Origin of the sequence: Streptomyces sp. NPDC024017 (assembly GCF_040638895.1) — a bacterium.
Taxonomy (GTDB): Bacteria; Actinomycetota; Actinomycetes; order Streptomycetales; family Streptomycetaceae; genus Streptomyces.
In genome coordinates, this window is sequence record NZ_JBEZYZ010000029.1 from 24951 (window position 1) to 37076 (window position 12126).

The 12126-nt window shown below is 71.5% G+C and carries 11 protein-coding genes and 1 pseudogene; 6 read left to right on the forward strand and 6 right to left on the reverse strand.

Features of this window, described 5'->3' with window-relative positions; genetic code table 11:
- Positions 1-36: 36 nt before the first annotated feature.
- The 3 genes from AB0G20_RS39570 to AB0G20_RS39580 all read right to left on the reverse strand — a co-directional run bounded on the left by AB0G20_RS39570 (position 37) and on the right by AB0G20_RS39580 (position 1659).
- Positions 37-546: a hypothetical protein gene (locus tag AB0G20_RS39570; RefSeq protein WP_361311771.1), complete on the reverse strand. Its 510-nt coding sequence runs from the start codon at positions 544-546 to the stop codon at positions 37-39.
- 13 nt (positions 547-559) lie between these two features.
- Positions 560-790 (reverse strand): hypothetical protein, encoded by a 231-nt coding sequence (locus AB0G20_RS39575; RefSeq protein WP_361311774.1) that lies wholly within the window; start codon positions 788-790, stop codon positions 560-562.
- Between the two features lie 122 nt (positions 791-912).
- On the reverse strand, positions 913-1659 hold the full coding sequence (locus tag AB0G20_RS39580; protein ID WP_361311777.1) for a helix-turn-helix domain-containing protein: 747 nt from the start codon (positions 1657-1659) through the stop codon (positions 913-915).
- A 227-nt stretch (positions 1660-1886) separates the two neighbouring features.
- Here AB0G20_RS39580 and AB0G20_RS39585 point away from each other — a divergent pair, with 227 nt between their 5' ends.
- From AB0G20_RS39585 to AB0G20_RS39595, 3 genes are read left to right on the forward strand one after another with little or no spacing between them, the layout of a single operon-like run.
- Complete coding sequence (locus tag AB0G20_RS39585) at positions 1887-2576, forward strand: DUF4097 family beta strand repeat-containing protein (RefSeq protein ID WP_361311780.1); 690 nt, start codon at positions 1887-1889, stop codon at positions 2574-2576.
- Between the two features lie 19 nt (positions 2577-2595).
- Positions 2596-3531, forward strand: a complete 936-nt coding sequence (locus AB0G20_RS39590; protein WP_361311782.1) for an ATP-binding cassette domain-containing protein — start codon at positions 2596-2598, stop codon at positions 3529-3531.
- Positions 3528-4319: an ABC transporter permease gene (locus AB0G20_RS39595; protein ID WP_361311784.1), complete on the forward strand. Its 792-nt coding sequence runs from the start codon at positions 3528-3530 to the stop codon at positions 4317-4319. Before AB0G20_RS39590 ends, AB0G20_RS39595 begins: the two co-directional genes overlap by 4 nt.
- Positions 4320-4453: 134 nt before the next feature.
- Here the strand turns inward: AB0G20_RS39595 and AB0G20_RS39600 are convergent, their stop codons facing one another.
- Entirely contained in the window at positions 4454-5848 is a 1395-nt protein-coding gene (locus AB0G20_RS39600; protein WP_361311787.1) for an MFS transporter, read from the reverse strand.
- Positions 5849-6202: 354 nt separating this feature from the next.
- Between AB0G20_RS39600 and AB0G20_RS39605 the strand changes: the two genes are divergently transcribed.
- The 3 genes from AB0G20_RS39605 to AB0G20_RS39615 all read left to right on the forward strand — a co-directional run bounded on the left by AB0G20_RS39605 (position 6203) and on the right by AB0G20_RS39615 (position 9907).
- The gene (locus AB0G20_RS39605) at positions 6203-6874 is read left to right on the forward strand and encodes a DUF4097 family beta strand repeat-containing protein (protein WP_361311789.1); all 672 of its coding nucleotides are present in this window, start codon (positions 6203-6205) and stop codon (positions 6872-6874) included.
- Between the two features lie 39 nt (positions 6875-6913).
- Positions 6914-7417 carry a GtrA family protein gene (locus AB0G20_RS39610; RefSeq protein ID WP_361311792.1) on the forward strand — a complete coding sequence of 168 codons (504 nt, stop codon included), beginning with the start codon at positions 6914-6916 and terminating at the stop codon, positions 7415-7417.
- A 225-nt stretch (positions 7418-7642) separates the two neighbouring features.
- A complete protein-coding gene (locus AB0G20_RS39615) occupies positions 7643-9907 on the forward strand; it encodes an MMPL family transporter (protein WP_361311795.1) in 2265 nt (754 codons plus the stop codon).
- An 80-nt stretch (positions 9908-9987) separates the two neighbouring features.
- Here the strand turns inward: AB0G20_RS39615 and AB0G20_RS39620 are convergent, their stop codons facing one another.
- Complete coding sequence (locus AB0G20_RS39620; RefSeq protein WP_361311797.1) at positions 9988-11013, reverse strand: 2-oxoacid:ferredoxin oxidoreductase subunit beta; 1026 nt, start codon at positions 11011-11013, stop codon at positions 9988-9990.
- Positions 11003-12126, reverse strand: a pseudogene (locus AB0G20_RS39625) (2-oxoglutarate ferredoxin oxidoreductase subunit alpha); the annotation flags it as partial. The gene AB0G20_RS39620 and the pseudogene AB0G20_RS39625, both read right to left, overlap by 11 nt.

The following is a 12126-nucleotide window of genomic DNA, read 5'->3' on the forward strand; positions in this document are numbered from 1 at the left end:
GGGCCCCGCGACGCCGGGATGGTCCGCACGACAGCCCTAGCGGGCTTCCGGGCCCCAGGCCGCGGCGAACCGCGCGTCGATCTGTTCCCGCGTGGTCGACGGGTCCGCGACGAGGGTCGCCAGTTCCTCGTCGGTGTGGTGCCGGGTGGCGAGGGCGGGGCAGCGGCGGCAGGCGTCGACGCCTGCCTGGCCCCACCACTTGCAGTCGGCCCGCAGATGGCAGCGCGGGACGTTGCCCGGCTCCGCTGCCGGGTAGGCCGCCACGACCCGTTCGATCAGCGTGCAGTCGTCGCCCCGCCGGTTGGCGCACTCGGTGACGCAGTGCGAGGCGAACCTGAGGACGCGCCGGGGCTCGATGTCCGCGGGCACCAGGCCGAGCACGCCGCTCGCGGGGACGGGGTCGGCCAGGTAGGTCACCCGTCCGTCCGCTCCCGAACGCACGCCCAGGACCACCGACTCGGGCGCGTCGGCGACCCCGCTCGGGCACCAGGCCTGCGGCGCCGGTCCCGGGCGGGTGGTGTCGTCTTCCGTGGCGGCGGCGCTCACCGGGTCGGCCTCCTCAGCACGGGAGGACGGCCATCCGGCCGACGGAGGTGGGGGCGAGGGGCTCGGTGCTGCCCTCGCGTTCCAGGGCGACGGCGGCGAGGACGCTCTGCGTCAGCTCCTGTTCCGTCGTGATGCGCTGTGCCGTTTCCTGCGGGCCTGCGGCGGCCGTGGAGGCGCTGCCGAGGAGGAGGCCGGCGGCGAGCGTGGCCGCCGCCGCACCTGCTGCCGTACGGGAGTGCTTCATGCGCGTTCTCCGTCCGTGTAGGGGGGTGAGGCTGTGCCGCAGAGCCTGGCTCAGGGCGCTGCAGGAACGGTCGAGTGGGACTGGTCCCGGGTGGGGGACGCCGGGGCCGGTCGCGACGGCGGTCAGGGCCGGGCGGCGGCGGGGTCCGGGGCCGTTTCGGGTTTGGTGTGCAGGACCGCGCGGGCCTGTTCCGCGGCGCGAATGGTGCTCTCCTGGACGAAGTCGAGGAAGCGGGCGACGTTCTCCAGCCGGGTGGCGGCCGGGGTGCCGGGGCCGAGGACGCCGACGCCCTGCCGTGAGACCTCGACGACCTGGGTGAGGGAGCGGGCGCTGGCGATCATCGCCTGGTACCAGACGTCGTCGTCGACGACGTAGCGCTCGCGGCGGCGTTCGTCGCGCTCGCGGCGGACCATGCCCTGGCTCTCCAGGTAGGTGATGGCCTTGGAGACGGACGCCGGGCTGACCATGAGGCGCTGGACGAGTTCTGCGGCGGTGAGGCTGCCCTCGTCGGTGGTGTAGAGGCCGACCAGCACCCTGGACATCATCTTGGGCATGCCCGAGGCCATGAAGACGGTGGTGAGGGTCTCCTCGTACTCGCGCACGGCCTCGGCGTCGCGTCCGTGGGGCTGCTCGGACGTCTGCTGTCCGTCCCGGGGTGTGGCCTGCCGGCGGCGGTGGGCGCGGCGTTCGGTGGCGCGGTGGGCCAGGTCGGCACGGTAGGCGGTGGGGCCGCCGTTGCGCATCACCTCGCGCGTGATGGTGGAGGTCGGGCGGTCGAGGCGCCTGGCGATCTCCGCGTAGGGGAGGCCGTCGGCCAGCCCCAGCGCGATCTGCTGACGTTCCTGCTGGGTGAGTCTGCCTCCCGGCATCGCGGTCTCCTTCGTGGTCCGTGGTGAGGGCCAGCATAGCGTTCACCTCCACTCCATTGCAACGAGCCGAGGCGGGGATGTTGCGTTAATTTTGAACCCAGTGCAACGATTTCACGGCTGTGGCCTGCAATTTCTGCCATTAATCGCAACGACATCGTTGCGGGATACGTGAATGCACCGTAGCGTTTCTGTCATCGGAAACAACGAGCCCAGCCGGGGAGCCCGCGATGCAGAAGACCCAGAGCACGACGCGCACGTACGACGCCCACGCCCCCATCGCGGCCGTCGTGGACGTCTCGGCGGGACACATCCGGTTCATCGCCGCCGACCGGGCCGACACCACCGTCGAGGTGCTGCCCGCCGACCCCGCCAAGAGCCGGGACGTGAAGGCGGCCGAGCAGACCACGGTCGACTATCGCGACGGTGTCCTGCGGATCGAGACCCCGGTGAAGAACCAGTACTTCGGCCCCTCCGGCGCCATCGAGGTCACCGTCCAGCTCCCCGCCGGCTCCCGCGTCGAGGCGAAGGCCGCCAGTGCCGTACTGCGCGGCGTGGGGCGGCTCGGCGACGTGACCTTCGAGGGCGCGCAGGGCACGGTCAAGCTCGACGAGACCGCGAGCGCCCGCCTGGCCGTCCAGGCCGGTGACATCACCGTGGGCCGCCTGAACGGCTCGGCCGAGATCAGCACCCGCAAGGGCGACCTGAACGTCGCCGAGGCCGTGCGCGGCACGGTCACCCTGCGCGCCGACCAGGGCGACATCACCGTCGGCACCGCCCGCGGGACCTCCGCCACCCTCGACGCCGGCACCAGCTACGGCCGGATCCGCAACTCCCTCACCAACGCCGACGGCCCCGCGGCCGGCCTGACCATCCACGCGACCACCTCCTACGGCGACATCACCGCCCGCAGCCTGTGACGAAGGAGCCCTCACTCTCATGACGAACCTGGCCATCGCGGCGCACGGGCTGCGCAAGTCCTACGCCGACAAGACCGTCCTCGACGGCATCGACCTGACCGTCCCCGAAGGAACGATCTTCTCCCTGCTCGGCCCGAACGGCGCCGGCAAGACCACCGCCGTGAAGATCCTCTCCACCCTCATCCGCGCCGACGCCGGTGAGATCCGCGTCGGCGGCCACAACCCGGCCACCCACCCCCAGGCCGTACGCGCCGCGATCGGGGTCACCGGGCAGTTCTCCGCCGTCGACGGTCTGATCACCGGCGAGGAGAACATGCTTCTCATGGCGGACCTGCACCACCTCTCCCGCAGTGAGGGGCGCCGGGTCACCGCCGAGCTGCTGGAGCGGTTCGACCTGGTCGAGGCGGCGAAGAAGCCGGCCTCCACCTACTCCGGCGGCATGAAGCGCCGCCTGGACATCGCCATGACCCTGGTCGGCGACCCGCGGATCATCTTCCTCGACGAGCCCACCACCGGCCTGGATCCCCGCTCCCGCCACAACATGTGGCAGATCATCCGTGAACTCGTCACCGGCGGCGTCACCGTCTTCCTCACCACCCAGTACCTGGAGGAGGCCGACGAACTCGCCGACCGCATCGCCGTGCTCCACGACGGCCGCATCGCCGCCGAGGGCACCGCCGGCGAGCTGAAGCGGATCGTCCCCGGCGGACACATCCGCCTGCGCTTCACCGACCCCGCCGCCTACCGCGCCGCCGCCACCGCTCTGCTCGAAGCCACCCACGACGACGAGGCCCTCGCCCTGCACCTGCCCAGCCACGGCAGCCAGCGCGACCTGCGCTCCGTGCTCGACCGGCTCGACACCGCCGGCATCGAGGCCGACGAACTCACCGTGCACACCCCCGACCTCGACGACGTCTTCTTCGCCCTGACCCAGCCCAAGGAGGCCCTGCGATGAGCAGCCCGACCCTCGCCCTGCGCGACTCCGCCACCATGCTGCGCCGCAACCTCCTGCACGCCCGGCGCTACCCCTCCCTCACCCTGAACCTGCTGCTCACGCCGGTCATGCTGCTCCTGCTGTTCGTCTACATCTTCGGCGACACCATGAGCGCCGGCATCGGGGGCGGCGGCGCGGACCGCTCCGATTACATCGCCTATCTCGTCCCCGGCATCCTGCTGATGACCATCGGCTCGACCGCCATCGGCACGGCCGTGTCCGTCACCACGGACATGACCGAGGGCATCATCGCCCGGTTCCGCACCATGGCCATCCACCGCGGGTCCGTGCTCGTCGGGCATGTCGTCGGCAGCGTGCTGAAGTGCGTGATGAGCGTGCTCCTCGTCACGGCCGTCGGCCTCGCCATCGGGTTCCGCTCCACCGACGCCACGGCCCTGGAGTGGATCGCGGCACTCGGGCTGCTCACGCTGTTCTCCCTGGCGCTCACCTGGATCGCGGTCGGCATGGGCCTGTCCAGCCCCAACGCCGAGGCGGCCAGCAACAACGCCATGCCGCTGATCTTCCTCCCGCTCATCTCCAGCACCTTCGTCCCGGTCGACGCGATGCCGGGCTGGTTCCAGCCGATCGCCGAGTACCAGCCGTTCACCCCCGCCATCGAGACCCTGCGCGGCCTCCTCCTCGGCACCGAGATCGGCCACAACGGGTGGCTCGCCGTCGCCTGGTGCCTGGGACTCGCCGTCCTCGGCTACTTCTGGTCCAAGTCCCTGTTCGACCGCGACCCCGCCTAGGCGGCATGGGAGCGCGGACGGACACCACCGCCGGAGCAGCCCCGCCCCCACCCCGCGAAGGCCCGTCACCGCCATCACCGCGATGGCTGGACGGGCCTTCGAGCGTGCCGGGGCCGGGGGTCCGGGAACCGCTCTCAGCGGCGCCGCAGGAGCAGTGCCGCCAACAGCGCACAGCCCGCGAAGGCCGCCCCCGTGGCGAAGCCGCCCGTCATCCCGCCCGTGTGCGAGGAGACCATGACGAGCGTGGCCAGGCCGATCGAGCCGCCCACGGACTGAAGGGAGTTGAGGACACTGGAGGCCGTGCCCGCCTCGTCGCCGCGCAGCCCCGACGTGGCCAGGACCGTCGGCGGCAGCACGCAGAACGCCATTCCCGCGCCGAGCAGCACCAGCGCCGGCAGCACCGTGCCCGGGTAGCCGTCACCGGCCGCGAGCGTGGACAGCCACAGGTTCCCCGTCACCAGCAGCGCGGCGCCCGTGGCCCACAACCATCGGGTGCCGACGTGCCGTTCGAGCCGCAGCGCGGCCACCGCCGCCACCGCCATGGTCACCGGCAGCGGCAGCAGTGCCCAGGCGGTGGCCAGCGCGGACCAGCCGTGCTGCTGCTGGAAGTACTGGCTGAGGAAGAAGTACGTGCCGATGAGCGCGCCGGGCACGGCGAGCGTCCCGAGGTACGCCAGCAGCCGGTCACGGTCGGCGAACAGCCGCGGCGCCACGATCGGCTGCTGCGCCCGCCGCTCGACGGCCGCGAACACCGTCAGTGTCACGGCCCCGCCGAGCACACAGCCGACGACCACCGGATCGCTCCACTCGCGCTCGGAGGCCTGCGCCAGCCCGTAGACGAGCAGGGCGGCGCCCAGCATGGACAGCAGCGCGCCGGGCAGGTCGAAACGGCCGCGGTGGCGGGGGGTCTCGTCGAGCACGAACGGCGCGAGCAGCACGATCGCCAGGCCCAGGGGGACGTCGAGGAAGAGCACCCAGCGCCAGGAGCTGAGCGAGGTGAGCGTTCCCGCCAGGAGCAGCCCGCCGGCGGTGCTGACCGCGCCCACCATGGTGCACACGGCGATGGCCCGCTTGCGGGCGGCCCCTTCCGTGAAGGTGCTGAGCAGCAGGGCGAGGCCGCTGGGTGCCGCGAGCGCCGCGCCGACGCCCTGCACCGCCCGCAGGGCGATCAGGAACTCCGCGGACTGGGCGAGGCCGCGCAGCGCCGCGGCGGCCGTGAACAGGGCGACGCCCGCCATGAACACCTTGCGGCGGCCCAGGATGTCACCGGCCCGGCCGCCGAGCAGCAGCAGTCCGCCGAAGGTGAGCAGATAGGCGTTGATGATCCACGCGGCCCCCATGGCGGACAGTCCGAGCGTTTCGCGCAGGCCGGGCAGCGCGATGTTCACGATCGGGTCGTCCAGCTGGATCATCGCGTTGCATCCGGCGATCACGCCGAGCGCGGCGGCACCACGCGCCCGGCCACGGCCGAGCCGTGCGGGCGGCGCCTCGGGCACCACCACGGACGGCTCCGACACCTGCACGGTCATGAACGGCCTCCTGACGACGGGCGGACGGCGGGCAGTCGCCGGCCAACGTCCCAAGAACCGGCGGAGGACCGGTCCAGGCCTGCTCGAAGACCGGTCGAGGAATGCCCGGAGCGGGCCACGGGGCCGCCGGAGCGCGCTACAACAGCAGTCGGTGAAGCGGACCGTCCGGCAGAGTTTCCTTGCATCCATTGCAACGGAGTCAGATGAGGGTCGTTGCATTAAATTCAGAATCGTTGCAACGATTTTGCGCCCTTGACCTGCGAAGATGACAGCTTCACGCAACAACGTGATTGCCGGATCTATGAATGCAACGTAGTGTTTCCATTGTCAGAAACCACGAGCAAGGAGCCCGAGATGCAGATGTTCAAGACCCCCGCCCCCGTGTCCGTCGTCCTGGACGTCCCCGCCGGGCACATCCGGTTCGCGGCCGCCGACCGGGCCGACACCACCGTCGAGGTCCGCCCCCGCGACCCCTCCAAGAGCCGGGACGTGAAGGCGGCCGAGCACACCGAGGTGACCTACGCCGACGGCGTCCTGCGCATCGAGACCCGCGCCGAGACCAACCCGCTCGTCGGGGCCTCCGGCTCCCTGGAGGTGACCGTCGAGCTGCCCGCCGGCTCCCGCGTCGAGGCGAAGGCGGCCAGCGGCGAACTCCGCGGCACCGGACGCCTCGGCGACGTCACCTTCGAGGGCGCCCAGGGCACGGTCGACCTCGAGGAGACCGCGGGCGCCCGCCTGTCCCTCCAGGCCGGTGACATCACCGTCGGCCGGCTGGACGGCACCGCCGAACTCACCACCCAGAAGGGCGACCTCACCGTCACCGAGGCCCTGCGCGGCACGCTCACCCTGCGCACCGAGCAGGGCGCCATCACCGTCGGCGCCGCCCGCGGCACCTCCGCCACCCTCGACGCCGGCACCGGCTACGGCCGGGTCGACAACTCCCTGAGCAACACCGCCGGTTCCGCCGCGGAGCTGGCCATCCACGCCACCACCTCCTACGGCGACATCACCGCCCGCAGCCTGTAACACCACCCGGCACACCCGCCCCGTGAGGAAGGACGCCGCATGACGCCGCTCGCACACACGCCCGCCGTGGCGGCTCCGGCCGGTCCCGGCCCCCTCGCCTCCTTCCTCCGGTTCGCGGTCCTCGGCGGCGGCGTCGGAGTCCTCTCCAGCCTTGCCGTGCCGCTGCTGGCGGCGACGATGCCCTGGGCGGCCGCGAACGCGGTCGTCACCGCCGCCTCGACCCTGCTGTGCACCGAACTGCACGCCCGCTTCACCTTCGCCCAGGGGCGGGGCGCCGGATGGCGCGAGCACTGGCAGTCCGCGGGCTCCGCGACGGCCGCCTACCTGGCCACCAGCGTGGCCGTGTGGGTCCTGCACCTGCTGCAGCCCTCCCCCGGCCTGCTGACCGAGCAGATCGTCTACCTCGGCGCCTCGGGCCTCGCCGGCACCGGCCGCTTCCTCGTCCTGCGCTGCTGCGTCTTCGCCGTCCGCCGCGGCCGGGCCGCACGGCCCCTGGTGCGGCAGAACACGGTGGGCGTGCCGGCCCTGGCGACGGCGGCCTAGACGGCGGCCTGGGCGAACGACCCTGCCGAGCAAGGACGTTGGCCGGAACTCGTCCGTCCACTCGATGATCGCTTAAGGATCGGTCTCGTTCCGCCAGAGAAACCGGCCCCGCGAACACTCGCTGGGTCAACGTGTGTGCGTGTCAGAGCCACCGCCCTGTGCTCAGCCGGGGCGGTCGGCGCATCGGATCCTCCTGCCCCCCACTCGACGGAAGTGCGGTTACCCGTGGCTACCTTCCTGTATAAACTCGGCCGCTTCGCCTTCCGGCGGCGCGGCCTCGTGACCCTGTTGTGGGTGCTGATCGTCGTCGGCGTCGGCGCCGCGGCCTCCTCCGCCCCCACACCGCCGACCGAGCAGTTCTCGATGCCGGGCACCGAGTCGCAGAAGGCGTTCGACCTGCTCGAGGAGAAGTTCCCCGACGCGGGCGCCGACGGCGCCACGGCGCGTGTGGTGATCCGGGCACCCGAGGGCAAGCAGATCGCCGACGAGAAGCCGGCGATCGACGAACTCCTCGACGAACTCGGCAAGGCGCCCCAGGTGGCGGGCGTCGCCGACCCGTTCGCCGGCGGCACCGTCAGCCGGGACGGCCGGACCGCGTACGCGGTGGTGTCCTACAAGGTCACCGCGCCCGACCTCACCGACGAGGCGCACGACGCCCTCACCAAGGCCACCGACCGGGCCCGCGACGGCGGACTGACCGTCGAGGCCGGCGGTGACGCCGTCCCGATCGAGCAGACCGTCTCCGGCACCGGAGAGCAGATCGGCGTGCTGATCTCGGCCATCGTCCTCTTCCTCACCTTCGGCTCGGTGATCGCCGCCGGCATGCCGCTGCTCACCGCTCTGATCGGCGTGGGCGTCGGCGTCTCCGCCATCACCGCGCTGGGCTCCACCCTCGGCCTGTCCGCCACGACGTCGACCCTGGCGATGATGATCGGCCTCGCGGTCGGCATCGACTACGCCCTGTTCATCGTCTCCCGCTACCGGTCCGAGGTCGCCGAGGGCCGCACGCCGCAGGAGGCCGCGGGCATCGCGACCGGCACCGCCGGTTCGGCCGTCGTCTTCGCCGGGCTCACCGTCATCATCGCGCTGGGCGGCCTCGCGGTCGTCAACATCCCGATCCTCACCAAGATGGCGCTCGCCGCGGCCGGTACGGTCGCCGTCGCCGTCCTGATCGCGGTCACCTTCGTGCCCGCCCTGCTCGGCTTCGCGCCGCGCCGGGTGCTGCGGGTCGCGGACCGCCGTCTCGTGCAGACCAAGAAGCCTCTGTCGGCACGCAAGCTGAGCAAGTCCGAGAAGAAGGCCGCCAAGCTGGCCGCGCGGACCAAGCCCGTCCTGTCCACGCGCTGGGCGTCCTTCGTGGTGCGCCGCCCGCTCGGGGTGCTGCTCCTCGCGGTGCTCGGCCTCGGCGCGATCGCCCTGCCCGCCACCAAGCTGGAGCTGGGCCTGCCCGGCGAGGGCACGATGGCGACCGACACCACCCAGCGCAAGGCGTACGACCTGCTGTCCGACTCCTTCGGGCCCGGCTTCAACGGCCCGCTGACGGTCACCGTCGAGGGCAAGGACGCGGCCGCCGCCGGCGGCAAGGTCGGCGCGGAGCTGAAGAAGGACGGGAACATCGCCTCGGTCTCCCCGGCCACCGTCAACAAGGCCGGCGACACCGCCCTGTTCAGCATCGTCCCGAAGACCGGCCCGACCGACACCGAGACCGAGGACCTGGTCAAGGACATCCGCGCCCGGGCGACGGCGCTGGCGGCGTCCTCGGGCGCCACGGAGATCCTGGTGACCGGCCAGACCGCGCTGTTCATCGACTTCTCCCAGACCCTGTCCGACGCGCTGCTGCCCTACCTGGGCCTGGTGGTCGGCCTGGCCTTCCTGCTGCTGCTCCTGGTGTTCCGCTCGGTTCTGGTCCCGCTGAAGGCGGCGCTCGGCTTCCTGCTCTCGGTGAGCGCGGCGCTCGGCGCGCTGGTCGCGGTGTTCCAGCTCGGCTGGGCCTCCGGCTTCTTCGGCGTCGAGCAGACCGGCCCCATCATGACGACGCTGCCGATCTTCATGATCGGTGTGGTCTTCGGCCTCGCCATGGACTACGAGGTCTTCCTCGTCACGCGGATGCGTGAGGCGTACGTCCACGGCGCCTCGCCGAAGGACGCCGTCGTCACCGGCTTCCGGCACAGCGGCCGGGTGGTCGTGGCCGCCGCGATCATCATGATCAGCGTCTTCTCGGGCTTCATCCTCGAGACCGACGACCTGGTCGCGATGATGGGCTTCGGTCTCGCCGCGGCCGTCCTGTTCGACGCCTTCGTGGTCCGGATGGTCATCGTGCCGGCCGTGCACTCGCTGCTCGGCAACGCCGCCTGGTGGCTGCCGCGCTGGCTCGACCGGCTGCTGCCGAACGTCGACGTCGAGGGCGAGAAGCTCCAGCGGCGACTGCAGTCCGCCGCGACGGCGGGCCCGCGGACCAGCCCTGAGTACGAGCGGGACCTCGTGCACTGACCCACCGCACGGGCCCGTGAAAGCGGCCCGGCGCGACCTGGTCCAGGTCGCGCCGGGCCGTTTCGCGTGGGCCGCCGGCGTCAGCCGACGACGGTCCAGGTGTCGCCGCCGGCGAGGAGGGCGGCGAGGTCGCCCTTGCCGTGCTGTTCGACGGCGGTGTCGAGCTGGTCGGCCATCTCCGTGTCGTAGACGGGCCGCTGGACGGAGCGGAACACGCCGATCGGCGTGTGGTGCAGGGTGTCCGGATCGGCGAGGCGGGACAGCGCGAACGCCGTGGTGGGGGACGCGGAGTGGGCGTCGTGGACCAGGACGGCGGCCTCGTTCTCGGGGGTGACGGTGACGACCGTCAGGTCCCCGGTGGCCGGGTCGCGGACGACGCCCTTGGTGCCGTCGGCACCGAAACGGATGGGCTGTCCGTGTTCCAGGCGGATGACGGCTTCCTGAGCCTGCTGCTTGTCCTTCAGGGCGTCGAAGGCGCCGTCGTTGAAGATGTTGCAGTTCTGGTAGATCTCGACCAGGGCGGTGCCGGGGTGGGCGGCGGCCTCGCGCAGGACCTGGGTGAGGTGTTTGCGGTCGGAGTCGACGGTGCGGGCGACGAACGACGCCTCCGCTCCGATGGCCAGGGAGACGGGGTTGAAGGGGGCGTCGAGGGAGCCCATCGGGGTCGACTTGGTGATCTTGCCGACTTCGGAGGTCGGGGAGTACTGGCCCTTGGTCAGGCCGTAGATCCGGTTGTTGAACAGCAGGATCTTGAGGTTGACGTTGCGGCGCAGCGCGTGGATCAGGTGGTTGCCGCCGATGGACAGCGCGTCGCCGTCGCCGGTGACGACCCAGACGGACAGGTCGCGGCGGGAGCTGGCCAGACCCGTGGCGATGGCGGGGGCGCGGCCGTGGATGGAGTGCATCCCGTAGGTGTTCATGTAGTACGGGAAGCGGGAGGAGCAGCCGATGCCCGAGACGAAGACGATGTTCTCCTTCGCCAGGCCCAGCTCGGGCATGAAGCCCTGCACCGCCGCCAGGATCGCGTAGTCACCACAGCCCGGGCACCAGCGCACCTCCTGATCGGACTTGAAGTCCTTGGCGGACAGTTTCAGCTCAGTCTTCATGGAGGATCTCCCGCAGTGCGTCGGCGAGCTGCTGCGCCTTGAACGGCATGCCGTTGACCTGGTTGTAGGAGTGGGCGTCGACCAGGTACCTGGCGCGCAGCAGCAGCGCCAGCTGGCCGAGGTTCATCTCGGGGACGACGATCCGCTCGTACCGGGCGAGGATCTCGCCGAGGTTGCGAGGGAAGGGGTTGAGGTGGCGTAGGTGGGCCTGCGCGATCGACTCCCCGGCCGCGCGCAGGCGGCGGACGGCCGCGGTGATCGGCCCGTAGGTGGATCCCCAGCCCAGCACCAGCGTCTTCGCGCCGTGCGGGTCGTCGACCTCCACATCCGGGACGTCGATGCCGTCGATCTTGGCCTGCCGGGTGCGGACCATGAAGTCGTGGTTGGCCGGGTCGTAGGAGATGTTGCCCGAGCCGTCCTGCTTCTCGATGCCGCCGATGCGGTGCTCCAGACCCGGCGTGCCTGGCACGGCCCAGGGACGGGCCAGGGTGTGCGGGTCACGCTTGTAGGGCCAGAACACCTCGGTGCCGTCGTCGAGGGTGTGGTTCGGGCCCTGCGCGAACCGCACCTGGAGATCCGGGAGTTCGTCCAGCTCCGGGATCGGCCACGGCTCGGAGCCGTTGGCCAGGTAACCGTCGGACAGCAGGAACACCGGCGTGCGGTACGTCAGCGCAATGCGGGCCGCCTCCAGCGCGGCGTCGAAGCAGTCCGCCGGCGTGCGCGGCGCGACCACCGGGACCGGCGCCTCGCCGTTGCGCCCGTACATCGCCTGCAGCAGGTCCGCCTGCTCGGTCTTGGTCGGCAGACCCGTCGACGGACCACCCCGCTGGATGTCCACGATCAGCAACGGCAGCTCCAGCGAGACCGCCAGGCCGATCGTCTCCGACTTCAGCGCCACACCCGGGCCGGACGTCGTCGTCACCGCCAGGGATCCGCCGAAGGCCGCTCCCAGCGCCGCGCCGATACCGGCGATCTCGTCCTCCGCCTGGAAGGTGCGCACTCCGAAGTTCTTGTGTTTGCTCAGCTCGTGCAGGATGTCCGACGCCGGAGTGATCGGGTACGACCCCAGATACAGCGGCAGATCCGCCTGCCGCGAGGCGGCGATCAGCCCGT

Excerpts from the sequence above, each read along its gene's own strand:
- AB0G20_RS39600 (WP_361311787.1), bottom strand. The coding sequence starts at position 5,848 with ATGACCGTGCAGGTGTCGGAGCCGTCCGTGGTGGTGCCCGAGGCGCCG.
- AB0G20_RS39585 (WP_361311780.1), top strand. The coding sequence starts at position 1,887 with ATGCAGAAGACCCAGAGCACGACGCGCACGTACGACGCCCACGCCCCC.
- AB0G20_RS39580 (WP_361311777.1), bottom strand. The coding sequence starts at position 1,659 with ATGCCGGGAGGCAGACTCACCCAGCAGGAACGTCAGCAGATCGCGCTG.
- AB0G20_RS39590 (WP_361311782.1), top strand. The coding sequence starts at position 2,596 with ATGACGAACCTGGCCATCGCGGCGCACGGGCTGCGCAAGTCCTACGCC.
- AB0G20_RS39575 (WP_361311774.1), bottom strand. The coding sequence starts at position 790 with ATGAAGCACTCCCGTACGGCAGCAGGTGCGGCGGCGGCCACGCTCGCC.
- AB0G20_RS39610 (WP_361311792.1), top strand. The coding sequence starts at position 6,914 with ATGACGCCGCTCGCACACACGCCCGCCGTGGCGGCTCCGGCCGGTCCC.
- AB0G20_RS39605 (WP_361311789.1), top strand. The coding sequence starts at position 6,203 with ATGCAGATGTTCAAGACCCCCGCCCCCGTGTCCGTCGTCCTGGACGTC.
- AB0G20_RS39595 (WP_361311784.1), top strand. The coding sequence starts at position 3,528 with ATGAGCAGCCCGACCCTCGCCCTGCGCGACTCCGCCACCATGCTGCGC.
- AB0G20_RS39620 (WP_361311797.1), bottom strand. The coding sequence starts at position 11,013 with ATGAAGACTGAGCTGAAACTGTCCGCCAAGGACTTCAAGTCCGATCAG.